We start from the raw sequence: 25,039 nt of genomic DNA, 5'->3' as shown, positions 1-25,039 counted from the left end.
TGAACTGTTTTTCCAAGTTCGTTATTACTTCCGTTTTTTGCCTAAAAGCCTTTAGTTATGCTGCTTCTGAATTATCCGGTATTAACTGGTCGATCAGATCGCGAAAATTGAACTCATATTTTTGCTTATATCTGTTCCAGCCCTTGCGAATAGAGAACCTCGGAATAATTCCTGAAAGAGCAATTTTCATCATGCCTGCAGTGGTTGTATCCGGGCTTCTCCAGGGTATCCGAGAAATATTCAGACATGCCTGATTTTTACAAACGGTTAATAACTGCAATAATGCATAGCCTGCCATTTTCAAATGCATCCATCGAAGCAGTGTTCGCAATTTCTGCTGCCATAAATGGCAACAGCCAAAAGCATGTTTGAGTTGGTGAAACATTGGCTCTACCGGCCATCTCCGGGAATAGGCACGAAGCACCTCCAGTCCCTCAAGTTCCGGATTGGTCGAGATGAATATTCTGCTTTCGGTCAGACCTTTGTCATTTTCAAAGCGACTCCAGACGACGCGTACTTCACGACCTTTAAGGAATCTGGCGCGACAGATCAGGGTACGATAACGTATTTTGCGAAATTTGCCGTACATCCATACTGTTGCTTTTTCTTCCGGCAGTTTCTTAACCTGTTCTGTCGTCATCTTGATGCCGTACTTTTTTGGGCGCCCTCGCTTCTTTACGGTGGGTGCTGGCGGCAAAGCATAGAGGGCCCGATTTGAAGGTATCTGACCAACAACTTCTATGTTCATTTCCAGAGCTGGCTTTATCAGTGTCCAGTTCATATACCAGCAATCGGTTAGCAGGCGTAGCACTCGATCCTTCACTTCATTGCGTACCACCCTGAGCATGGCCACGGCAATTTTCAGTTTGCTGGTGTTACCTGAAGCTGGTGTCGGAAATGAGATCACCGGTATGGCGGTAAATACTTCATCTGCAGCCCGCTCAAATATGATGGCCAGGGAAACCCAACACTGCCCCCAGATGTACGTCGGCCGATTGCGTTTCTTGCTGTGTTGATGATGTGTACGACAAGCAGGGGCTTTGTCGGAAAACCGTTCGATTACCCAGTCATCAAGCCCCAGGACCACAGGTTGATTCTCAGGAGCTTTGGAGCAGACCAGACGGATCAAGTGGCGTGCCAAGTTCTTCCATTGCCACTTGCCCTGAGATAGCCAGTGGTGGTAGCTGCTCCACACACAATGAAAATCAATTGTTAACAACGCCTGTGTAACAAAGCCGTCGGCTGAAAGCATGCAACCGAACAGCAGTTCGCAGAACGTTGGTACTGCAGTTGATGATAGCGCTCCAGCAAGAAAGGTTGTATATGAAGCGAGCTCCCTGAGGATTACTTGATGATCTGAAGTGAGCATGGCAACCATCTCGAATTTCGTCATTGGGGATGGTTGCTTTTAGCAGATTATGCGCCGGAACTATTGTGCTCTTAAAACTCTAAAGTCGAGGAATAAAGGATCTCAGGGATTTTTATAATAAATCATTAGAAAACGCAAAAGCACTGAGACTCGAACAATTCGCCGGTAAATCCGATTACAAGAAGGAATATCAGATTCTTAGTGATAATATTAACCATATGGATACGCAGATCGACGTTCTGAATAAACAGATCAATCGGCTGGAGCAAGAGGAGGCAGACCAGGAGCACGGGGGAAAACGATCCGGTTGTATGCAATCCTGAATTCCCCTCCCCGGGACACTTCGCTGTGAGATTGACTTTGTGGTGCAAAAAAAACGGCTCTGTTTCCATTGGGTTTTGATGGGGCAGAGATTGTTGAATATTGGTCGTATATTGGCAATAAATCAAATATCCAACAGTTATGGGTTGAACTAAATTATTCATGGCTTGTCAAGCTACCTATGAATATTCCACCTTACACTTCCCATCGAGCCAGCTTGTCCGGTGCAGGCTATACCGCTTCAACCGGCGACGGAAGTCCTTTAAGGCCAGTAACCATCCCTGTCATAAGCGGGGCTGTTGAATGGGGTAATTACGATGCCGGCCAATCGATCTTGACCAGAAATGTACAAAGGGTTACCGCACCAGAGGCTTTTGGCCGGGAAATACCGCAACATGTGAACACTGAAAGTGCCATTTTCTCAGTGGATAACAGGAACAAAATGACATCCATCTGCCAGCACCCAAAAACGGAAAGTCTTCTGCCAGCACTCCCTGTTTTTGACACCGGTAACCGTGATGACTGGTCAGCCCCGCTGAATGCATTTCAGCCCACTGGTCTGGTTAATCCAACAGCACCGCCAAAAGCAACAGGCGAGCCCGGATACCCATTGCACTGGGCCATCACGAACCACGAGATCGAGTCGCTGTCGCGTCTGATCGCTATCGGGGAAATGGATATCAATGGTACCGATATGGATGGCCTGTCGCCCCTGCATCTGGCTGCGCTACAGGGCAATATTGAGTGCCTGGAACTGTTGTTAATGAATGCCCCCGGTGTTTTGGTGAATGCGAAGGTTGTCAATGGCATTTCACCCTTGTGCCTCGCTGCCTGTAACGGCCACTCCGGGTGCGTCGAGGTGTTATTGAACGCTCCCGGCATTATGGTCAATGACAAGGCCGACAGTGGGTGGACGCCCTTGAGCTTTGCTGCAAATAACGGCCATAGCGATTGCGTCAGGGCATTACTGAGAGTTCCCGGTATTATGGTTAATGAGAAGGATGCCGATGGCTGGACACCGTTGAGTCTGGCTGCCCATAACGGCCACGACGGGTGCCTCGTGGCGATACTGAATGCTCTCGACGTCAGGGTCAATGAAAAGATTAACGCTGGCATGACGCCCCTGTGCATCGCTGCCCTTAACGGCTACAACAGGTGCATCGAGGCGTTACTGAGTGCTGTCGGCATTAGGGTTAATGAGACGGATGATAATGGCTGGACGCCATTGAGTCTCGCTGCCCATAACGGCCACGATGAGTGCGTCAAAGCACTGCTGAGAGCTCACGGCATTCTGGTTAATAAGAAGAATCATGATGGCTGGACGCCTCTTTGCCTTGCGGCCGCACGTGGATATGAAGAGATCGTCAAGGCGCTGCTGAGCGCTCCCGGTATTCTGATTAATGAAAAAAATATTGATGGTTTGACGCCCTTGCATTGCGCAACCGGAAACGGCCATGAAGTGTGCATGTGGCTGTTGATTGCCAGTCAGGAAATGAAAATAATGCTCCTGAACGCGGCGTATGAAGGGCAACCCGGGGTTCTGGCGGAGGTACTGGGCATCCTGAATATACTGGAGGAGCCCACAAAGTCCGAGGCCGTCATGCTGGTCCTGAATTTGGCCGACCGGGACGGTAAAACCCTGACCTTCCTGGCTGCACAATCCGGATGCGACGAAGTTGTAGCCTTATGCCTGAATGCCCTGAAGGCGCTATCGGAGTGGAAAAATCCGATGGTTATCAGGGCGGCGCTGAGTGTGGCAGACAGATTTGGCAGAACGCCTCTCTATATTGCCGCTTTTTTGGGTCACGATAACATTGTTACCCGGTTACTGTCTGCTTTCACAGAGTATCACGACGTTGTGAGGCAATTAATGAATGTGGTGAATGGCCTCCCGAAAGCTGAAAAAGTTGCTGTATTCGGAACATTGGCAGGCGCGGTCGACCAGTTCAAAAGAAAGCCACTGTCAGTACCTGTCGATAACAGCTGTGGGGAAGTCGTGGATCAGCTGATTCAGGCCTTCCCCCTCTTGAGTGCTGTTCTGGGCAAGCATAAGAACAGTGTGAAACAGTTAATGCAAGCGTTGCAAGCATTACCAGGGGACAAAAGGAGTTATGCCATTATGACGACACTGAAGAAAACCCGGGCGGAAGATGGAGCAACACCGTTGTATATTGCAGTCAGTCTGGGAAGTATTAAAATAATCAAGTCGCTGTTGGGCTCTGTGTTTACGCTCCTGACTGATGGAAAGCGCAAAGAAGCCCGGGAAGTACTGTACTGTGCTTGTCGGGTTGAAAAAGAGGATAGGGCCATGGAAGGGATAACCCCGCTCAGGATCGCTGTCATAAACCGGCATGGTGAGGCTGTGAAGTTGTTGCTGGATGCGAAGCGGAAGTTATTCAGCATTATATAATAAATGTCGTTTAAAAATTGGCTATCTGAATTCTTTGAAAATAATCAAATCGTCTAATCCAATGTTGGAACTTTCTCATATGGCAAAACTCTGAATTCTGATATTGAACTTTGGAGTCGAGGGTCAATTTGCTATGAATGTGCCATCCATTCCCGCCCGGAGCGCAGCGGTGCCCCAGTCTCGACGCCAAGGCGGTCATAAGGGTGAACATGCCAGCGCAGCTCCGGTAAAGTTTGATCACTGGACTGTCAGTTCAAATGCAATTGACGGGTTGAAGATGGAAGAGCAACAGGGTGCGATGTTAAAAGAGCTGAAAAGCAGGCTGACAACGTTAAATCTGACTAATCAGCGAGCAGATGAGCAGGCTTCTGTATCAAAAGCAAACGCCTCAAATTCTGGTCCTGTAAACGACAATAACGAAAACCCGGATAACGCTGAAGCATTGAATACCATTTCAGAAGGTGATCCCTGCTGCGTTAATGAACAACCATCACAAGGCGGGAGTTATCTTGATCAGGCATCAGGCCAATGCAAAAAAGTACCTGACAGGGTGCAACGACATGAATTATTGGGTAGACACCGGAATATGGGTTTAAGGCTGCAGAGAATAGACGAACAGAAAGTAGAGATTGTTCAGAAAAAAGTCAGAGGACTCCTGGATAGAGCAAGCACTGCTATTGACCTTTTTTCCGGCCGACCAGGGCAAGAAGAGGTAGAAGCAGCGGAGAGTCTGTTGGAGCAAGCAAGACTGGAGCTAAAACTATTGAGTGGTAGTCATTGTTACCCTGTACGAGCAAGGCTTCGTTCCCAAATCAATGAATTGCAGGAAAAACTGCAACATTACAGAGATAATACCAGTGATAGTCAACAAACGACTGCTGCCAACAGTCAGTTTAATCAGAAGATAGATATTCTTGTCAAAAAAGAGTTTGATGATTACTGGAAAGAATACGTACTTAAGTCTGAAGATCTGGAGGAACGGGCTCTGGAATGTTTTGAACTGGGCCACCCTGCAGAACAGCGTAAAGGTAAAATGTAACTATTCAGCACTGAGCAAAGGCATATTACAGTAATTCCGAACAGCTCTATGAAGTGATTGATATATGTCCATTCCCTGTTTTCTGGCAGACGACAAATAGCTGCGAATCCGTGCAAACATAGAACCACCGTCTGCACTCCTGAAGCAGCCTGAGATTTTCTGCTTTAACTTGGCCATTCGAACATCCCGCTCACTGCCATTGTTATCGAAGGGAATGGTAAAATCTGACATGAAGCGCAGTGTCTCAGCCTTGAACTCAGTGAGTCGTTTGAAGAGATTGTAAGCTTTAGTATTCTTGACTTTCTTGCGCTTAAGCTCCTCTCGTTGCTTCTCCATATAGACGACTTCTTTCATTAGAGCCCGCTGAAGCAACCGGTCATAAATCTTCTCGATTCGTTCACAGACAACACTTGGCATCTGTAGCATACCTATGGTCTTAAAGCCCTTGCAGTAATGCCAGGAAAGCCTCAGTAGCTTCATCAATCGCAACGCCAGTTGATTGCTGTCCCTATCAACAACACCCAAAAGCTCCCTCAGGTGATGGGCATTGCAAAGTACGTGAGTTGCCGCATATGCAAAATAGGATTTCCAATGATCATGAACCAGAACGCCTGCAAATGTTAGCAGTATGCCCATCGTGTCCATGGCCTCACGACCTCGCTTTTCAGACAAGTAGTAGAGCGTCCATTGTTCATCCCGCATAACGTGTAGCCAGTGCAAAGAGCCCTCGGCCCGCATACCCGTTTCATCGGCTCCGGCAACAGACGATTCCCGCAAGGCGTCACGAATAACCTCTTCAGTAGAAGCCAGATTTTCATAGGTTCTGGCCACAAAATTGGCGACAGTGCCTGCACTTACACTCATTTTATAGAGAGTATTAAAATACTCTGACACGCGCTTAAAAGGCAGGAAATGGTATTGGTTAAGATAGACGGCCATAGCCTGTGTGGCTGAGCCATATTGTGCGGCAGCGGTAACACCTTCCGGGAATTCAGCCTGATTCCGACAACCACAAGTGCAGATTTTTACTTCAGCTCTATGGGCCGTTACTTCAAATTCACCCGGTCTCCCTGGTTCAAACACCTGTCGTTCAATATATTTGACCGGCTCACTATCAAGAAGAGACGCCTGACATTTATTGCATTCTTTAACCGGAAGGTACTCAATATAGTCAGGGATATCGACCTGTTTAAGACAAGTGCCCTGATGCCCTTTCTTTCCACCGGCTTTATTACCAGAAGACTGTCTCAGACTTTTAGGATTGGGTTTTTCATCCGATGGATCGGTACCTTTATCTGCGGAAAGGTCGTCAGAATGATCTGGAGAATTACTGTTTTTACAAGGTTTTTGATAACCATCAGACGATGGCGGCTTGCTGCTGTTTTGACTGTTCTTGCCAACCTTTTCTTCCAATTCTCGACATCGCTCTTCCAGACAGGCAACTCTCATCCGCAGCTCTGCATTCTCTTTCAAGAGAATCTCAGCCGACATAGTTGCGGGTAGTTCTGGAATCATGCTGGCGAATATTGTGGAAAAATGGTGCTTAAGAGGATGGTATAAAAATCAGAAAATTCCAGATTTATGTGGGGGTGCTGAACAGTTACGGTAAAATAAAGGATCTCAGGGATTTTTATATTAAGTCATTAAGAACAGCAAAAGCACTGAAACTGGAAAAATTCGCTGGTATACCCGCTTATGAAAAGGAGCATCAGATACTTAATTATAATATTGACTATATGATTGCGCAGATCGAAGTTCTGAATAAACTGATCGATCGTCAGCACCTCGAAGAGTCGGACCAGCAGCACCGGGGAGAACGTCCTGGTTGTAAGCAATCCTGAATTCAGCTCCTTAGCCCGGATATTTCATAAACGTATTCCCATTCTCGCTTATCCGTTTTATGGGAGTTTTGCTCAGTCGACCGTACTTCCCGGTACGGCGCTCCTTCACAAAATGCCTTAGAGCAACAAAGTCCCCGGCTTTGGAATCCTGCGTCGCCCTACCTCCCACATCCATGTGGCCGGGCGCGAGATTCGGGGCAGTTTATGAAATATCCGGGTTAACTCAGGTCGACAATATGTCCAGACATTCCATGCAGCCACTAAGATTTACTTCTCTTTGGGCAGAGTATGTTCATATTGCACGATATTTTTTTCGTCCACACACTCCAGTTTTACATCAAACCCCCACAGGCGATGAATGTGTTTGATGATTTCACTGGTGCTGCCGTTATCCAGTGGCCTTCCCCTGTGCATGTAATGACGAAGGGTCAGTGATCGGTCACCACGGACATCCACGTTGTAGACTTGAATATTCGGCTCCCTGTTCCCCAGGTTGTATTGTGCGGCCAGATTTTCCCTCAGCTGACGATAGCCCGGGTCATCATGGATGGCATCCACCTCAAGATAAGGGTTAACTTCATTATCATCAATACTGAACAGCCTCATATCCCGCATGACCTTAGGCGACAGGTATTGAAGAATAAAGCCTTCATCCTTGAAGTTCTGCATGGCGAAGTGAACTGCATCCAGCCAGTCAGTGCCTGCCAGGTCCGGGAACCACTCCCGGTCTTCATCGGTCGGATGTTCACAGATTCGGCGGATATCCCGGAAGATATTGAAGCCGAGAGTGTAGGGATTGATGCCACTGTAGCGTGGATCATCAAAATCCGGCTGGTATACGACACTGGAGTGAGAGTGCAGGAACTCCATGATAAAACCTTCGGTAATCAGGCCTTCGTCGTACATCTCATGCATCAGATGGTAGTGCCAGAAGGTTGCCCAACCCTCATTCATCACCTGGGTCTGTCGCTGCGGGTAGAAGTATTGCGCCACCTTACGCACAATACGGATGATTTCCCGCTGCCAGGTTTCCAGCAGCGGTGCATTTTTTTCAATGAAGTAAAGCAGGTTCTCTTCCGGGTCTTTGGGAAAGCGAACGGTTTTCTTTTCCTGCTCACTCTCGCGGACAGGAATGGTCCGCCAGAGGTCATTCAGATTGCGCTGAATGTACTCCTCCCGCTCCTGTGAGAGCGCCTTTTCCTGTTCCGCCGACATGGGCGTTGGTCGAACATAGCGATTGACTCCCTGGTTCATCAGGGCGTGGCAGGCATCCAGTACGTCCTCGACGGCGCTGATGCCGTACTTCTCCTCACATTTGGCAAGATAGCTCTTGGCAAACAGCAGGTAGTCAATAATGGCACTGGCATCCGTCCACTGCCTGAACAAGTAGTTACCCTTAAAGAACGAGTTATGACCATAGCAGGCATGGGCAATCACCAGTGCCTGCATGGGCATGGTGTTTTCTTCCATCAGATAGGCTATGCAGGGGTTGGAGTTGATCACTATCTCATAGGCCAGCCCCATTCTTCCTTGCTGGTAGTTCTGCTGGTTACTCAGAAAGGTCTTGCCATAACTCCAGTGGTTATACATTAACGGCATGCCCACAGAGGAATAGGCATCCAGCATCTGTTCAGAGCTGATCACCTCTATCTGATTGGGATAAGTGTCCAGCCTGAACTTGTCGGCCAGCCGGGCAAACTCACGGTCGTAGGTCTCCAGGAGTTCGAATGTCCAGTCAGAGCCGGTAGAGAGCGGCTCCTTTCTTTTTTTCGGTGTTCTTACCGGTGCTTCAGCTTCCAGCATGACTTCCCTCCTTTTTCTCGAATAAGCGGCGGAAGGTTGGGTAAATATCCGCATAACTGCGGATCTGCTGCATGGCAAAATGTCCCTGATGTGCCTGCTCTATGGATTTGTATTCATACCAGAGGTTCTGGTGATGGCGATCGGTGATTTCTACATAGGCGTAGTACTGGCAAACCGGCAGCAGCTTGTCCAGAATGATGTCATGACATTTACTGGAATCAGCTTCCCAGTTATCACCATCAGAAGCCTGGGCGATGTAGATGTTCCACTCATTCGGGGAATAGCGATCCGTGATGATTTCGTCAGCTAATCGCAAGGCGGTGGATACCACGGTGCCTCCAGTCTCTCTGGCATAGAAAAAATCCTGCTCATCGCACTCCCGCGCTTCGCTGTGATGACGAATAAAGACCACCTCTACCGCTTCATAGTTTCTCTCCAGGAACAGATAGAGAAGCAGGAAGAAGCGCTTGGCCATGTCTTTGATTTCCCGGGTCATGGAACCGGAAACATCCATCACACAGAACATGACTGCCTTGCTGGAAGGCTGTGGCACCTTGGCCATGTTATTGAAACGCAGGTCAAAGTCGTCTATGAACGGCAGACGCTTCAGTTTTTTGTTAAGTACATTGATCTCTTCCCGGATTCGGCGAGCCTGAAGCTGGTCAACTTCATCCGGACTGACTTCCATTTCACGAAGTTCCCGCTTCAGTGTTCTGATCACTTTCCGGTCTTTGCCGGAGAGTGCTATCCGTCGCGCATGGGCAGCACGCAGTGATCGGACCACATTCAGTCGGTCAGGTGACCCGGCCGTGGTAAAACCGGCGCGCTTCAATTTGTAGTCAGTGCTGTCTTTCAGCTCTTTCCTGACCAGGTTCGGTAGCTCCAGGTCATCAAACAGATATTCAAGAAACTCGTCACGATTGATCTGGAAGGCAAAGTCATCAGCGCCTTCACCACCGTCACTGGCTTTGCCATCACCGCTGCCCTGACCGCCACCACCGGGTGGCCGCTGAATACGATCGCCCTGATTGAACTCTTTATTGCCCGGGTGGACATGACCATGATGACCGCCTTGGCCATGATGGAAAAACGGTTCATTCAGATCTTTTTTTGGAATGGTAATGTTGCTGCCGCTTTCAACGTCGGTGATTGAGCGTTGATCAACAGCATCCTGTACAGCCTCTTTGACAAGGCTGCGGTAACGCCTCAGAAAACGCTGTCGGTTGACAGTACTCTTCTTTTTTCCGTTGAGGCGTCGGTCGATTATGATGCTCATAAAGACGCTCTCCCGATAGTTACTAATGTTCGCTTTATAAAGATTTGCCCCGGGTATGCAGGGCATGGGCGTGATGCCCGCCTTGTCAAATGACAGGCGGGAGTCGTTTTTATTGAGACTTGCGAACCCGGATATACCATTCGGATAACAGGCGTACCTGTTTCTCGGTATAGCCATGGGTAACCATTCGTGAGACGAAATCAGCATGCTTGCGCTGAGCTTCCTGAGACCCCTTGGCATTGAATGAGATGACCGGCAGCAGGTCTTCCGTATTGGAGAACATCTTCTTCTCAATCACGGTGCGCATCTTCTCATAGCTCAACCAGCTGGGGTTCTTGCCGTCGTTATTGGCGCGAGCTCTCAGAACAAAGTTCACCACTTCATTCCGGAAGTCTTTGGGATTGGCAATACCGGCAGGTTTCTCGATTTTCTCCAGCTCTTCGCTGAGGGCAGAGCGGTCAAGAATATGGCCGGTATCCGGATCACGGTACTCCTGATCCTGAATCCAGAAATCAGCGTAGGTGATGTAGCGATCAAAAATATTCTGACCGTATTCAGAGTAAGACTCCAGGTAGGCAGTCTGAATTTCCTTGCCCAGGAACTCGATGTACTTGGGCGTCAGGTACTCTTTGATAAACGACAGATAGCGATCCTGTATCTCTTCCGGGAACTGGTGCTGTTCAATCTGCTGTTCCAGAACGTACAGAAGGTGTACCGGGTTGGCAGCGACCTCTGAAGGGTCAAAGTTGAAGACCTTGGACAGAATCTTGAAGGCAAATCGGGTTGACAAACCGTTCATGCCTTCATCAACCCCGGCTATGTCCTTGTATTCCTGCAAAGGCTTGGCATTCGGGTCGGTATCTTTCAGGTTTTCACCATCGTACACCTTCATCTTGGAGTAGATAGAGGAGTTTTCGGGGTCTTTGATGCGGGACAGTGTGGTGAACTGTGCCAACATTTTCAGCGTATCCGGTGCGCAGGGAGCATCCTTGAGGGAGCTGTGTTCCAGCAACTTCTCATAGATATGGATCTCTTCACTGACTCTTACGCAGTAAGGCACCTTGACGATATTGACCCGGTCAATGAAGGCTTCATTGGTTTTGTTGTTGCGGAAAGTCTGCCACTCGGATTCGTTCGAGTGAGCCAGCAGAATGCCCTCATAAGGGATGGCACCAAGGCCTTCGGTACTGTTGTAGTTACCTTCCTGGGTTGCGGTCAGCAGTGGGTGCAATACCTTGATGGGCGCCTTGAACATCTCAACGAATTCCATGATGCCCTGGTTTGCCCGGCACAGCGCGCCGGAGAAGCTGTAGGCATCCGGATCATCCTGGGAATATTCTTCCAGCTGACGAATATCGACTTTACCGACGAGGCTGGAAATATCCTGGTTGTTTTCGTCGCCTGGTTCGGTTTTGGCGATGGCAACCTGATTCAAACGACTTGGGTAGAGTTTAACCACCCTGAATTTGGAAATATCACCGCCGTACTCATTCAGTCGTTTAACGGCCCAGGGAGACATGATGTACTTAAGATACCGGCTTGGTATCCCGAACTCTTCTTTGAGAATGTCGGCATCTTCATCCGGGTTGAATAAGCCCAGGGGCGATTCAAAAACCGGAGAGCCTTTGATGGCATAGAACGGTACTCTTTCCATCAACTGCTTTAATTTTTCCGCAAGGGATGACTTACCGCCACCCACCGGTCCCAGTAAGTAGAGAATCTGTTTTTTCTCTTCCAGGCCCTGGGCAGCATGTTTGAAATAAGAGACGATCTGTTCAATGGCTTCTTCCATGCCATAGAACTCTTTGAACGCCGGGTACTGTTTAATCAGTTTATTGGAAAAGATCCTGCTTGAGCGTGGATCCCGGGAAGTGTCAATCACCTGAGGCTCACCAATCGCTTTCAGCATACGTTCAGCTGCGTTGGCATAAGCCCAGGGATCTTTTTTGCAGAGTTCCAGGTACTCTGTGAGACTCATCTCTTCCTGTTGGACGGACTCGTATCTCTGCTGGTATTGAGCAAATATGGACATCTGTTTCCCCCTCGCCTGATCGTTGTGAGTCTTGTAAGGCGTACTGCTTAATTATGATTTTTCAGGAGTCTTACTATCCTTATGAACGACACATTTTTAATAATAAAAAACGTACGTACATTTACGTTATAGAACTAATGGATAAGAATGTCTATATCTTTTGCGGTTTGAATATTCAGAAACTGGTTGTCGTATAATTACCAATCTGATTTTTTGTAAGGGATAAAAATGCTCTTTCTCCTCTACCTGGGCCTGGGTGCTTGTGCCGGAGTAATGGCTGGTTTGTTCGGTATCGGTGGGGGGCTGATTATTGTTCCTGTACTGATCTTCAGCTTCAAAATCCAGGGTATGTCACCTGAGATCCTGACTCATATGGCCGTAGGCACCTCTCTGGCAACCATGGTGGTCACATCGCTTAGCTCAATCAAGGCCCATCAGGAAGAAGGTGCTGTTAATTGGTCGGTATTTATCACATTAAGTATCGGTATTCTTGTTGGTGCGTTTCTCGGTGTTTATACCGCCGTGAATCTGAGCGGGCACGTGTTGCAGAAGCTGCTTGGGGTATTTGCGATCCTGGTGTCGGCCAAAATGTGGTTCGGATTCAAGGTTAATGAAGGTGCCAAAGTGCCAGGGAATCCAATACTGATGAGTGCCGGTGTTGTGATTGGAGCTGTTTCCGGCATGTTTGGTATTGGTGGCGGGACTCTGTCAGTCCCATATTTGAGAAGAATCAGCCTGACAATGAAACAAGCGGTGGGTACTTCTGCAGCCTGTGGCTTCCCCATTGCTGTGATGGGGGCAATATCAAACATGTTACTGGGTGAAAAGAGCATGGGCCTGCCAGCTCTGAGTACAGGGTATGTGTATTGGCCTGCTTTTCTGGGGATTGTCTTGACCAGCATGCTGTTTGCACGAATTGGAGCCCGCATGGCTCATGTACTTGCAGCAGAAAAGTTACAGAAGATGTTTGCCCTGTTTTTATTTATTGTTGGCGTGCAGTTTTTGGCTTAATCCAGCTGATGAACGTCATCCGGAAATCCGGCAAATTCCGGGCTTTGTCTGAAACATTTTTCTGAACACAGAGCAATAAAAGGAATCAAAGGTATTTTTAGTAAAAGAAAACAAAAAAATATAAATTTCAGGATAAAAACCTGTGAAAATTAATGTTAAATATTGTTATAAACCACATTTTTATGATCATGGAGTTAAATATGCGGATAGGTATTCCCAAGGAAATCAAGAATCACGAGTACCGCGTAGGCCTCACGCCGGCTGTTGTTAAAGAGCTGGTTCAAAACGGACACGAGGTTTTTGTTGAGACCCATGCTGGTAATGGCGTCGGTTTTTTCAATGAAGATTATTTGGCCTCAGGCGCTACCGTCCTGGAAACTGGCGAAACTGTTTTCAAAGCGGCTGAACTGATTGTTAAAGTAAAAGAGCCTCAGGCGATGGAACGTGCAAGGCTGAAACCTCATCATACACTATTCACTTATCTGCATCTGGCACCCGATGTGCCACAAACCACAGACCTGATCAAGAGCGGAGCCACCTGTATCGCCTACGAAACCGTGACCGATGCCCGGGGCCGACTGCCACTGCTGGCGCCAATGTCTGAAGTTGCCGGGCGTATGTCTATTCAGGCCGGTGCGCGTTGTCTGGAAAAATCCATGGCTGGACGCGGTATGTTACTCGGTGGCGTTCCGGGGGTTGAACCTGCCAAAGTCGTCATCATCGGTGCCGGCGTTGTTGGTCAGAATGCCACGGCAATGGCCGTTGGCATGGGTGCAGAGGTCGTGGTCATTGATCGATCAGTGGATGCCCTGCGCCGGCTGGATGCCCAATATGGCAACCGTGTTCGTACCGTATACTCAACTTTCCAGTCGATCGAACAGCATGTGCTATCCGCTGACCTGGTTATTGGTGGTGTTTTGCTGCCCGGTGCTGCCGCCCCCAAGCTGATCACCCGGGAGATGGTCATCAAGATGAAACCAGGCTCTGTTATTGTCGATGTGGCTATCGATCAGGGGGGGTGTGCGGAAACTTCCGTGGCGACTACCCATGCTGAGCCGACTTTTATCATTGATGAAGTGGTTCATTACTGTGTTGCCAACATGCCCGGCGCCGTCGCTCGCACCTCTACTCTGGCATTGAACAATGCAACTTTGCCTTACGTTCTTCAGATTGCCAACAAAGGTCCCCGTAAGGCCATGGAAGAAAACCCATACCTGTTGGAAGGCCTGAATATTTGCCAGGGTGTTGTGACCTGTGAGAGTGTTGCCCGGGCACAAAACCTGCCTTATCAATCAGCAGCTCAGATGCTGACCAGGATTTAATCTGTTTGATACCTCTTTGCAGATAAAAAGGTACCCATCAGGCGGCACCTTTTTTATCTATAGCGGGTATCTACAGCGGGGGACTGTATCCGGGAAGTAACTGTTCAGCACCCCCACATAAATCTGGAATTTTCTGATTTTTATACCATCCTCTTAAGCACCATTTTTCCACAATATTCGCCAGCATGATTCCAGAACTACCCGCAACTATGTCGGCTGAGATTCTCTTGAAAGAGAATGCAGAGCTGCGGATGAGAGTTGCCTGTCTGGAAGAGCGATGTCGAGAATTGGAAGAAAAGGTTGGCAAGAACAGTCAAAACAGCAGCAAGCCGCCATCGTCTGATGGTTATCAAAAACCTTGTAAAAACAGTAATTCTCCAGATCATTCTGACGACCTTTCCGCAGATAAAGGTACCGATCCATCGGATGAAAAACCCAATCCTAAAAGTCTGAGACAGTCTTCTGGTAATAAAGCCGGTGGAAAGAAAGGGCATCAGGGCACTTGTCTTAAACAGGTCGATATCCCTGACTATATTGAGTACCTTCCGGTTAAAAATGCAATAAATGTCAGGCGTCTCTTCTTGATAGTGAGCCGGTCAAATATATTGAACGACAGGTGTTTGAACCAGGGAGACCGGGTGAATTTGAAGTAACGGCCCATAGAGCTGAAGTAAAAATCTGCACTTGTGGTTGTCGGAATCAGGCTGAATTCCCGGAAGGTGTTACCGCTGCCGCACAATATGGCTCAGCCACACAGGCTATGGCCGTCTATCTTAACCAATACCATTTCCTGCCTTTTAAGCGCGTGTCAGAGTATTTTAATACTCTCTATAAAATGAGTGTAAGTGCAGGCACTGTCGCCAATTTTGTGGCCAGAACCTATGAAAATCTGGCTTCTACTGAAGAGGTTATTCGTGACGCCTTGCGGGAATCGTCTGTTGCCGGAGCCGATGAAACGGGTATGCGGGCCGAGGGCTCTTTGCACTGGCTACACGTTATGCGGGATGAACAATGGACGCTCTACTACTTGTCTGAAAAGCGAGGTCGTGAGGCCATGGACACGATGGGCATACTGCTAACATTTGCAGGCGTTCTGGTTCATGATCATTGGAAATCCTATTTTGCATATGCGGCAACTCACGTACTTTGCAATGCCCATCACCTGAGGGAGCTTTTGGGTGTTGTTGATAGGGACAGCAATCAACTGGCGTTGCGATTGATGAAGCTACTGAGGCTTTCCTGGCATTACTGCAAGGGCTTTAAGACCATAGGTATGCTACAGATGCCAAGTGTTGTCTGTGAACGAATCGAGAAGATTTATGACCGGTTGCTTCAGCGGGCTCTAATGAAAGAAGTCGTCTATATGGAGAAGCAACGAGAGGAGCTTAAGCGCAAGAAAGTCAAGAATACTAAAGCTTACAATCTCTTCAAACGACTCACTGAGTTCAAGGCTGAGACACTGCGCTTCATGTCAGATTTTACCATTCCCTTCGATAACAATGGCAGTGAGCGGGATGTTCGAATGGCCAAGTTAAAGCAGAAAATCTCAGGCTGCTTCAGGAGTGCAGACGGTGGTTCTATGTTTGCACGGATTCGCAGCTATTTGTCGTCTGCCAGAAAACAGGGAATGGACATATATCAATCACTTCATAGAGCTGTTCGGAATTACTGTAATATGCCTTTGCTCAGTGCTGAATAGTTACTCCGGGAAATCTAAAGCGTCATCACCTTCAATAGGTCCAACGCACTGATCACGCCCTTCAGTGAGCGATCTTTAGTAACCATAACCCTGTGAATGCGCCCTTTAACCATTGCTTCAGCAACGCTGATCAGCGGTGTCTCCGGAGATACCTCAAACACCATCGGTGTCATAATATCATTGACCAGGACGGACTGATCCAGCAGGTCATGAAAAGAGCGCTGATCTTCTGGGGACAACGTCTCATCCATCATAGTGCTGTAAAAATGATCATCCCGCTTGGCGAGATCAACCAGACCACTGCCTGCCTGACGGACAATATCAGAATATGAAACAACACCAATCAACTGCCCGGCATTATTCACCACCGGTGCACCGGAGATGGCTTTATCCGTCAGAAATCGCGCCAGTCGCTCCACTGACCAGTCAAAAGGTACCGTAATCACCTTCTGGCACATGATTTGTTCAGCCGTCATGCTAATTAGTTCTCGTCCAAAAACACAACCAATTGAAAACTGTAGATTTTATCCTGAAAAATTAAGTGGAGCCCTACTGCTATCTGGCGACTAAACTTCCCAAGAGCAAGAAACATAAGGGATTGCCAAAAACAGAGGACTCCAAATGCGCAAAAAACGCAACCCGCAGTGTAGTATGGAACTCCATTACGTACCTCATGAAATCTGCTCCCAGCTTTCCGGTATCTCGCAATGGCTTGACGCCCATCCACAGTTCAATGACTGGATTTATGAGGACTTAAGTTCTTGTGATAAACAGAACACTGGGCGGAACGGACTATCAGCAGAATCCGTTCTTCGTGCGGCACTCCTGAAACAGTATTTGAATTGTGATTATGACTACTTGTCGTTTGTTTTGATGGACTCCATGCTCTTTCGAGACTTTTGTCGCCTCGAACCAAACCAGCGCCCCAGTCGCTCCAGTTTGCATGGGCTCATCAGCCTTCTTACTGCATCTACATGGGAACGGATTAATAACTGTCAGCTAATGACCGCTAAAGATCAGGGTATTGAAAAAGGGCGCACTGTGGCTATTGACAGCACAGTCACCGAATCGGATATCAAACCTCCTTGCGACAGTGATCTTTTAGCCAGTTCCGTTAAAGAAATTTGTCGGCTGCTGGAACGGGGACAAACACTGACAGCGACACCGCTTTATGAATATACCCATCACAACCGAGCCGTAAAAGATGCGGCCAGAAAATGCATCTACGCTGGCAAAGAAGAGCGGCATCAGCATTATAAAAAACTGCTGCAGTTGACCCGAAAATCCCGGAAGGTACTTATCGAAGCTACTGTCACGCTAGCAAACGCCCGTCAGCAGGGGCAGTGTCTCCTGGCTGATGATGCCGACAAGTGGCAGGCCGATGTGGATCACCTGTTACCCCTGGTGGATGCAATAGTCTCCCAGACAGAGCGCAGGGTCTTTAAGGGTGAAAAGGTGCCAGCCCAGGAAAAAGTGGTTAGCCTGTATGAACCCCATACGGATATCATCGTAAAAGACAGGCGGCAAGTACAGTATGGCCATAAACTGAACCTGGTTCAGGGAAAAAGTCGATTGATCCTGGACCTGGTTATTGAGGAAGGTAACCCAGCGGATTCGGACCAATTCATTCCGATGATGGAAAGACAAAAAGAAATTTATGGTCGTGTACCTCGCCAGACAAGCGGTGACGGCGGATACGCGTGTCGCGCTAATTTGGAAAAAGCCAAGGCCATGGGAATCAGCGATGTAGCTTTTAATAAGAAGCGCGGACTTGAAGTCGAAGAGATGACTAAAAGTCAGTATGTGTATAAAACGCTCTTTCGCTTCCGGGCAGGTATTGAAGCGGGAATTTCGTGGCTAAAGAGATGTTTTGGGCTATCACGTTGCCACTGCAAGGGTTCTGAGCGTTTTGATTCTCATTGCTGGTTATCGGTGGTCTGTTACAACCTGGTGATTCTGGCCAGACACCCGGCACCATCCTGATAGCCACCTCCACGCTACATGAAAGTACCTTTCCAGCATGGTGGGAGGATGTTTTCTGCCTGCTTTTCGCGTTTTTCTCCAATATCCGTCCCAGATTAGAGAAAAAAAGGGAAGAGTTTTTGCGGCTCTCTGGAATTTCAGGAAATATCAAAACGCACGTACAATCTAATTATGATTGCCTGATGCGTTTTTGGACGAGAACTAATTAAGGGGTTGTCATTGCTCATATCCCTGGCTCCCGAAAGTATCGCTTTTGGGATCAGTATGACCTATTGCGGCAAACCACTATTTTGATCTGAGTCAAAGATCAGGGTTATCCGGACCTTGCAGCATCAGCTATATCTGCCTGAGCAAATCGTCAGCGAGACGCTTGTGCTCCCTGTAGCCTTGGGTTACAACCGTTCGATAGGTTTGACACTGGTGAAAGACATTGTCCATTCGGTTAGGGTGAATAATTGAACAAGCGTAGGCAATGGCATAGAAGCTGCGACTTACACACCGTTCAATAAGCGCTACAATCGGCCCGTACCAATAACGATTTGGCATGGAGTGAATGCTTGAATGAAAACTCTGGTTGTCTTTGCCCATCCAGCTCCCGAAAGCTACAACGCCAGCATTTTAAAAGTGGTGTCTGATGAACTGGCAGCAAAATCATTCGAGCTACAAACGCTGGATCTCTATCAACACGGTTTTGAGCCCAGGATGAGTACAGCTGAACGAAGAACCTACATGGACCGGGACAGCAACACCTCTGCCATAGAGAAATATGTACAGCAGCTGCAATGGGCTGAAGCCCTGATCATGATCTACCCCACCTGGTGGATGGGGCCGCCGGCAATCCTTAAGGGTTGGCTGGATCGAGTCTGGCTTCCCTCTGTCGTAGCTGATTTTGGCCCGAATGGTATGGAGCCAAAACTGACCAACCTGAAGAAAATCCTGATCATCACCACCCAGGGAGCATCACGCTGGCGGATGGCCCTGATCGGTAACCCACCCCGCAAAATGATGAGACTGAGCTTAAAGGCTGTCACCAAATGCAGTGCCATTGACTGGCTGGCTCTTTACAGTATGGATAAGCTTTCCAAATTTCAGTTAAGCCAGTTCCTCGACAAAGTTCGCCAGAAAATCAAACAGTTTTAGTCATCGACCACGGACAGAGAGGGCACTGCGGGAGCCTGCTGATGACGTAGCCACAGTTTTGCCGCCATATGTCGGGCCATATCCCGATAGACCATGGCAATCTGTGATTCCGGTTCAGAAACCACGGTTGGTGTACCCTGGTCTGCCTGCTCACGAATCATCATGGAGAGAGGCAAGGAGCCCAACAGGTCGATATCAAACTGCTCTGCAATACGGCTACCGCCCCCTTCGCCAAACAGATGCTCTGCATGGCCACAGTTTGAGCAGATATGAACGGCCATATTTTCCACCACACCCAGAACAGGAACACCGACCTTGCGGAACATCTCAATGCCTTTTTTGGCATCAATCAGTGCCAGATCCTGAGGCGTCGTAACCACGACACTGCCAGAAACCGGGATCTTCTGAGCCAGGGTTAATTGAATGTCACCAGTGCCTGGTGGCAGGTCGATCACCAGATAATCCAGGTCGTTCCACAGGGTCTGGGTCAATAATTGAATCAGCGCACCGCTGACCATGGGGCCGCGCCACACCACCGGGGTGTCTTCAGTGACCAGAAACGCCATGGACATCACCTGAATACCATGGGCTTCAATCGGCATGAAAAACCTGTCGTTCTTCACATCCGGCCGGGTACCATCAGGAATACCAAACATCTGCCCCATACTCGGACCATAAATATCAGCATCCAGAACGCCTGCCCGCGCACCTTCTGCTGCCAGTGCCAGGGCGAGGTTAGCTGCGGTTGTGGACTTCCCCACCCCACCTTTACCGGAAGCAACGGCAATAATGTTCTTCACACCGGCCATGGTTTCCAGCTCACCCTGAACCGGCGCCGGAGCAACATTCCAGTTAACCGAAACATCGACCGATTCAACACCGTCAATATTGTCGATTTTATTTGCCAGCATCTGGGCAACACCATCACACAGACCCTTGGCCGGGTAACCCAGCATCAGGGATGCGCTGACCTTGCCGTTATTTATGTCAAGGGATTCAAGACAGCCAGTATCCAGCAAATTGTTGTTCAGGTAAGGGTCCTGATAGCTGCGAATAGCCGCTTCAATAGCGGCTCGGCTTGGATTCATGGCTACACTCCAGTCGGTGGGAAAATAACACGCAACTCAATGAGGGTTTAAAGCGATAAAATCAAGAGGTAAACCCGGGTCTTCCCCGTATTGTTATGAGCAAGACTCAGTAAATGAGGTAATCAGGAGCAACCCTGATCAAATATTTTTTTCAATCGGTCACGAGCGGATGCGCTATTATCCGGATCAATTCCCTGGGCAATCATCGTCTCACGTTGCTGCTGTTGCGCAGCCTCTGCTGCAAGACGAGTCACTTCTTTACTACGACTATCCTCAATCCCTTTCAGGATACTGGCCTCCAGGTCTTCACCTTCCAGCACCCGGTTACAGAGTATTTCGTAGTTCCGCTCAAATAGCGGCAAAGCAACCCGTTGTTCCTCACTACGCAGCATCATCCAGCCCGTTTCACGGGCGGCAAGGTAGACAGCAATATGCGACCATGGGTAATCTCTGTTCTGCCGGGGGGCATAACAGGCTTCATAATAGGCCTGCAGCGGTTCTTTTAATCCCACTTCATCATAGCGCAGCTTGCACAACTCACGGATATCGCTGAGGTCCGGGAAAAATTTGGCAGTATCCAGTGCTTTTTTTGCCGCCAGTAAAATACGACGGGGGCTGAATTCCTGTAGAGAGTTTTTCCAGACCCGCTTGGCACGGATAATATCTTCATGGGTCTGGAAAGCCCGCTTGAACTTCAGGGGGTAGGCGTCTTCAAGTAGCGTGAACACCGCATTGATGGCATCTACATGATCCGCACCAGAACGTGCCTGCTGTGAAGTATCGCCGGAATCCGACTGATCATAGGCAGCTGGTGACTGGCGAGCGATGGAATGCTGATCACTCGTCGCCGTCGTCGAACCGGAAGTCATCATCCCAGCTCCGGTCTGTAAGCTTTTCAGCTGTTGATCGATGAGGTCGTTGCCCTGTTTCACTTTGATTCCGCTTCCACTGGTAGATAACGTGGGATTTGAACTTGTTTTGCCAGGCCTTTCGTGCCTCACCGGTTTCGTGCCAGTACAACTTAAAATCAATCAGTTGGGTGGCAATGAAGTCCAGCGGTATTCCCTGGTGCGCCTGGAGGTATTCAAGAATCCCCCGGGACGGTGCAAAATCTTCCGGCAAAGGCTGAACCCGGGCACCTTCAAGGGACACTTGCTTTACCTGCTGCTGGACAAAAACAGGATGCTCTTCCAGTTCCCGGGTTTCCGGCTCAATCTCCCAGGGTAATGCGCCCGCATTGCGCTGGCGAATATAATGCTTGTTCTCGTCAGTCATGTAGTCAACAATACCTGCCTTCCCGCTTTTGGTCTAGCTTGATCAATGATATCCCCCTGCTTTCTATCCGGGCTCAATTAACACAGATGAAGCAACACGTTCAGAAAGCTACACAGGAATAACCGTCGTCAGCCCGAACAGGGAAGTTTGCTGCCATAGCCGTTACATGGCAATGAGTAAAGGACACAAGAACCAGCAGACCACCTGGTACAGAAAAGCGCTAATACCCATACAGTCAGCCCCCTCGTTCCCATGCTCTGGAGGTTGTCGCAAAACCCTCCGGACACCTCGTTCCCATGCTCCGCGTGGGAATGCATACCGATCCCACCACAAATACCATACTCGCATGGAGCCCCCGAAAACCCTACCAGGCAGTGGCTCTTTCTCATGCTGCCAGATCCGTATGCATTCCCACGGGGGACCATGGGAACGAGGTGCTTGTGAAACCAACAGGTCTCCGGTTCAATGCCAGCACATGTTCTGTTTACAGGAGATTTATTTTATCAACGATTACTTCAAAACATAATTACAATTCATTATTAAAAATCACCAATATGTACCCGGCTGGCGCATGCAAATATCTGTCCATCGAGATATCTCTTACAGCTACCTGTCGTCTATTAATAGTTGCTAATATTTTCACCTGCCGGGCTCAGTCAGAGCCGTGGAATGCTATTCGATGGACACCCAAAGCTTTTATAAAAATTGCGTGCCCACGGCAAAAATTTATTAAAAAACCAGGGAAACTTTCCAGCGGTCTCAAGATCTTATGAGGAGGCATTTTTATCAGGAGAGTTAGAATGAACCTACCACCTTCAGGTTCAGGTTACGATCAAGCGGTTCATAGCCCCCGCCAGCAGGGCCTTCCCTACACTGGCACTGAGTCTTTCCCTGAAGAAGCGAGAGCCCTTTATAGCGGTATGAGGACCACTAAATTCTCTCCTGATTCTGATGCACTTCAACTCACTCCTCACCTGAAGCCTTCCACTGAAGAAAAACCTAAAGAGCTTCCAGCCAGAAAGCAAGGTATCTCAGAGCCTCAATATCGAATAAACACAAGCACAAGCGATAAAAGGCAGGCATTATCAGACAGTGTGCCAGTGTTTGATGAAGGAGCCTTGCATTTGGGCAGTGGACGAGGCTCCGGGTCTGGACAGCATGCCTCCCGGTTTATGTCGGGGGCATCGTCAACACTACCGACACAGCCCGATGACCAGTCAGTAACCGACAAATATGAACAACAGATCCGGGAACTCTATGAGATTCTGGGTGGCAGCCACTCATCAGCAAAAGTAAGTGGCACAGCGGCGTCTCGCTCGATTGCTATGGATGTGTCGTATAATTCCAGCATAAGGGAAACCGCTACGCCCTCACTACCTTCCGATATCGTCAGAGCTGAAGAAGGGGTTGAAAGTTTAAGGGCCCTGTTACTGGAAACAAGTGATACACAACCACTGATTACAGAGCGAGAGCGGTCAGCTTCTGACGAGCAGGCAATAATAATCAGAGAGCAAGTCATTGAACGGATATCACCGGAAAAACGAGAGGAGAGGACTGTTCAGTATGTGCCTATTGATTCACTTTTCGAAGAGCCTGATGCTGGCGCTGTGGAAACAGCTACTATAACGTCAGAAAGCTCAACGGACAGTGATTCTGAAAGTTTTGACTTACAACACGACCCAAATCGCGCCAGTAGTCATCCAGCCCGCTTGTCTGAAGGCGACGATCCATCGGGATTGCATCACCAGCAACTGGATGTTGGCACCGAGTCACTGGTCATAGATCGCACTATTTCTCCTGAAGCCGTCGGGGATCACTCTCTTGAAGCATCAGAGCATACAACATCGCTGACAAAAAGAGGCTCAGAATCATTAGTTGACAGTGAGACACCAGAAGCAGAAGCAGCAAATATTGACTGGTCTGAACAAGACCTTCCAGCAGCGGTTGAAGCCCAAAGCGAAACATGTCTTGTTTCCGGTGATGCAGTTAAGGACCAACTAATAGACGATGAACAACTGGAAGTTGGCAGGCAACCGTCAGGAACAAGGCTCGGCTTCTCTGGAGACAGAGGTATCGAGAGCTCGATAAGCGATACGGCATTACACGCGCCAGGTGGTGGGGATCCGGGTGCTGCTGCCTCAGCTCCGGCGGCAGTCAGCCAGCTGTTGGCGCAGGAAGACCACAGGTTGGTAACCGATGAGGATTCTGTCATAAATCTTGAGCCTGAGGCCCACGTTGTATCGCCCATAACTGAGGGTATCGCCGGTCGGGTTTACCAGCGCCTTGGTTCTCTATCTTCATCCTCTACAGAAGAAGAGTTCTATGAAGTTGAACCACTAGCCGATATGGAAACAAGCCAGAGAGCGCCATCTATTATCCAGCAGCTTATGCCAGGGCATATGGATGAAGAGCTGCATCAATCAAGGTATGAAGCAATCAGCAGTGATACGGAGCAGGAATGCCGTCAGGCAGCAACGGCAACTGGATCTTCAGGCAATGTGCAGTTACCTTTGACAGGAGTGATGGACGATTTAGAAGAGTCCGTGCTTCGCCAACAGATGGATAACGACGACATAGATCATCTATCGTCATCAATGAGAAAGGAATCCCGCAGACCTAAATATACGACAACAATCTCTATATATATGATGCAAAGTAAAAGAGATAATGCCGAGGAAAAGACCAGCGTCACATCAGACAGAGCGCCTGAAAAAACAGATTCAGAGCATAGCGACCGTTCTGAGGGCGCAGTAGTATCAACAGCCCGGAAGAAGCAGGTGAGATGGGCTGAATCAGTCAATTCAACTCACCCCTCCTCCGTTCACCAGGAAACACGCAAGCAAGAAGAGTCAATGAGAACAGAATCTGTTTCCGACACCCCTTTGGCAGAGTCAGTTATCGGTGCAGAGAAAGCGGCAAGAGTCGGTACACCGTCCGCGTCATCTGACGATCTTCGAACTCGCACTGTGAAAGTAAGCTATAAAAAGTCTGGTAATTTACAGAGACAGTACAAAGAGAAAACCTTCCCGGAAGGTAGTGCAATTGAGGAGCTGCAGCAATGGCTAAATGACACAAGAGTACTGTTCGAAAAAAGCTATTTGAAAGGTAGCCCTATGCAAGTCGAGATCACTTCTAAAATAAAAGGTTTTCCTGATAGCAAGCTGCAAGTTGCATTTGATGAAGGTAAATCAACAAAGGTGGAAGCCAGGGAGGACGGTACTGCCTGTGCTTCTGTTGACAGTCCCACGTTTGAACTCTGTGCAGCATCACTTTTTGCTGACTTGGAAAATGCGGAAGCGAAGTCGTATGCAGATACAGCCCCGGGAAATGAACAGTAGACCGGAGCTAAAGCGGGGCCGTTCCGAATAGGCTTTCCCATAGACAGTTTGTATAATAACGTATTCCCGTTTTTTATCCGACCGTTAAGACC

19 protein-coding genes are annotated in these 25,039 nt (G+C 48.6%); 10 read left to right on the top strand and 9 right to left on the bottom strand.

The genetic code is table 11. From position 1 onward, the window contains the following. Positions 1–55: 55 nt before the first annotated feature. Positions 56–1,393 (bottom strand): transposase, encoded by a 1,338-nt coding sequence (locus tag MJO57_RS10445; protein ID WP_252017304.1) that lies wholly within the window; start codon positions 1,391–1,393, stop codon positions 56–58. 739 nt (positions 1,394–2,132) lie between these two features. Here MJO57_RS10445 and MJO57_RS10440 point away from each other — a divergent pair. Both MJO57_RS10440 and MJO57_RS10435 read left to right on the top strand, forming a co-directional pair. Continuing rightward, positions 2,133–4,100: an ankyrin repeat domain-containing protein gene (locus MJO57_RS10440; protein ID WP_252025149.1), complete on the top strand. Its 1,968-nt coding sequence runs from the start codon at positions 2,133–2,135 to the stop codon at positions 4,098–4,100. A gap of 277 nt (positions 4,101–4,377) precedes the next feature. Beyond that, a complete protein-coding gene (locus tag MJO57_RS10435) occupies positions 4,378–5,139 on the top strand; it encodes a hypothetical protein (protein WP_252025147.1) in 762 nt (253 codons plus the stop codon). Here MJO57_RS10435 and MJO57_RS10430 read toward each other — a convergent pair whose 3' ends face one another. Next, the gene (locus MJO57_RS10430; protein WP_252017330.1) at positions 5,140–6,654 is read right to left on the bottom strand and encodes an IS66 family transposase; all 1,515 of its coding nucleotides are present in this window, start codon (positions 6,652–6,654) and stop codon (positions 5,140–5,142) included. Positions 6,655–6,728: 74 nt separating this feature from the next. Between MJO57_RS10430 and MJO57_RS10425 the strand changes: the two genes are divergently transcribed. After that, positions 6,729–6,980 (top strand): hypothetical protein, encoded by a 252-nt coding sequence (locus MJO57_RS10425; protein WP_252025145.1) that lies wholly within the window; start codon positions 6,729–6,731, stop codon positions 6,978–6,980. A gap of 267 nt (positions 6,981–7,247) precedes the next feature. Here the strand turns inward: MJO57_RS10425 and MJO57_RS10420 are convergent, their stop codons facing one another. The 3 genes from MJO57_RS10420 to MJO57_RS10410 form a co-directional block, all read right to left on the bottom strand. Next, a complete protein-coding gene (locus MJO57_RS10420; protein ID WP_252025143.1) occupies positions 7,248–8,783 on the bottom strand; it encodes a SpoVR family protein in 1,536 nt (511 codons plus the stop codon). Then, positions 8,770–10,059 carry a YeaH/YhbH family protein gene (locus MJO57_RS10415; protein WP_252025141.1) on the bottom strand — a complete coding sequence of 430 codons (1,290 nt, stop codon included), beginning with the start codon at positions 10,057–10,059 and terminating at the stop codon, positions 8,770–8,772. Before MJO57_RS10415 ends, MJO57_RS10420 begins: the two co-directional genes overlap by 14 nt. 109 nt (positions 10,060–10,168) lie before the next feature. Further along, positions 10,169–12,091 carry a PrkA family serine protein kinase gene (locus MJO57_RS10410; RefSeq protein ID WP_252025139.1) on the bottom strand — a complete coding sequence of 641 codons (1,923 nt, stop codon included), beginning with the start codon at positions 12,089–12,091 and terminating at the stop codon, positions 10,169–10,171. 228 nt (positions 12,092–12,319) lie between these two features. Between MJO57_RS10410 and MJO57_RS10405 the strand changes: the two genes are divergently transcribed. The 4 genes from MJO57_RS10405 to MJO57_RS10390 all read left to right on the top strand — a co-directional run bounded on the left by MJO57_RS10405 (position 12,320) and on the right by MJO57_RS10390 (position 16,123). Beyond that, the gene (locus MJO57_RS10405) at positions 12,320–13,102 is read left to right on the top strand and encodes a sulfite exporter TauE/SafE family protein (protein ID WP_252025137.1); all 783 of its coding nucleotides are present in this window, start codon (positions 12,320–12,322) and stop codon (positions 13,100–13,102) included. Positions 13,103–13,302: 200 nt separating this feature from the next. Then, positions 13,303–14,424 (top strand): alanine dehydrogenase, encoded by a 1,122-nt coding sequence (gene ald / locus MJO57_RS10400; protein WP_252027004.1) that lies wholly within the window; start codon positions 13,303–13,305, stop codon positions 14,422–14,424. A gap of 185 nt (positions 14,425–14,609) precedes the next feature. Beyond that, positions 14,610–15,077 (top strand): DUF6444 domain-containing protein, encoded by a 468-nt coding sequence (locus MJO57_RS10395; protein ID WP_252025135.1) that lies wholly within the window; start codon positions 14,610–14,612, stop codon positions 15,075–15,077. Further along, a complete protein-coding gene (locus tag MJO57_RS10390; RefSeq protein WP_252019955.1) occupies positions 15,041–16,123 on the top strand; it encodes an IS66 family transposase in 1,083 nt (360 codons plus the stop codon). The genes MJO57_RS10395 and MJO57_RS10390 overlap by 37 nt, the downstream gene beginning before the upstream one ends. A 14-nt stretch (positions 16,124–16,137) precedes the next feature. Here MJO57_RS10390 and MJO57_RS10385 read toward each other — a convergent pair whose 3' ends face one another. Continuing rightward, positions 16,138–16,599, bottom strand: a complete 462-nt coding sequence (locus tag MJO57_RS10385; protein ID WP_252025133.1) for a CBS domain-containing protein — start codon at positions 16,597–16,599, stop codon at positions 16,138–16,140. A 145-nt stretch (positions 16,600–16,744) separates the two neighbouring features. On the opposite strand from MJO57_RS10385, the gene MJO57_RS10380 reads away from it, so the two are divergent. Next, positions 16,745–18,106 (top strand): ISNCY family transposase, encoded by a 1,362-nt coding sequence (locus MJO57_RS10380; RefSeq protein ID WP_252018151.1) that lies wholly within the window; start codon positions 16,745–16,747, stop codon positions 18,104–18,106. A 561-nt stretch (positions 18,107–18,667) separates the two neighbouring features. Beyond that, positions 18,668–19,246 (top strand): NAD(P)H-dependent oxidoreductase, encoded by a 579-nt coding sequence (locus tag MJO57_RS10375; protein WP_252025124.1) that lies wholly within the window; start codon positions 18,668–18,670, stop codon positions 19,244–19,246. On the opposite strand, the gene apbC is transcribed toward MJO57_RS10375, so the two are convergent. From apbC to MJO57_RS10360, 3 genes are all read right to left on the bottom strand, one after another. Further along, positions 19,243–20,334, bottom strand: coding sequence for an iron-sulfur cluster carrier protein ApbC (apbC, locus tag MJO57_RS10370; RefSeq protein WP_252025122.1), 1,092 nt, complete (start codon positions 20,332–20,334; stop codon positions 19,243–19,245). The genes MJO57_RS10375 and apbC overlap by 4 nt on opposite strands. Before the next feature lie 122 nt (positions 20,335–20,456). After that, the gene (locus MJO57_RS10365; RefSeq protein ID WP_252025119.1) at positions 20,457–21,266 is read right to left on the bottom strand and encodes a replication protein P; all 810 of its coding nucleotides are present in this window, start codon (positions 21,264–21,266) and stop codon (positions 20,457–20,459) included. Continuing rightward, on the bottom strand, positions 21,172–21,609 hold the full coding sequence (locus MJO57_RS10360; protein ID WP_252025117.1) for a DnaT-like ssDNA-binding domain-containing protein: 438 nt from the start codon (positions 21,607–21,609) through the stop codon (positions 21,172–21,174). The genes MJO57_RS10365 and MJO57_RS10360 overlap by 95 nt, the downstream gene beginning before the upstream one ends. Before the next feature lie 800 nt (positions 21,610–22,409). Here MJO57_RS10360 and MJO57_RS10355 point away from each other — a divergent pair. Then, positions 22,410–24,947: a hypothetical protein gene (locus tag MJO57_RS10355; protein ID WP_252025115.1), complete on the top strand. Its 2,538-nt coding sequence runs from the start codon at positions 22,410–22,412 to the stop codon at positions 24,945–24,947. The last annotated feature ends 92 nt before the right edge of the window (positions 24,948–25,039 follow it).

This window comes from Endozoicomonas sp. SCSIO W0465 (assembly GCF_023716865.1).
Taxonomy (GTDB): domain Bacteria; phylum Pseudomonadota; class Gammaproteobacteria; order Pseudomonadales; family Endozoicomonadaceae; genus Endozoicomonas.
This window is presented reverse-complemented; position numbering and strand designations above follow the sequence as displayed.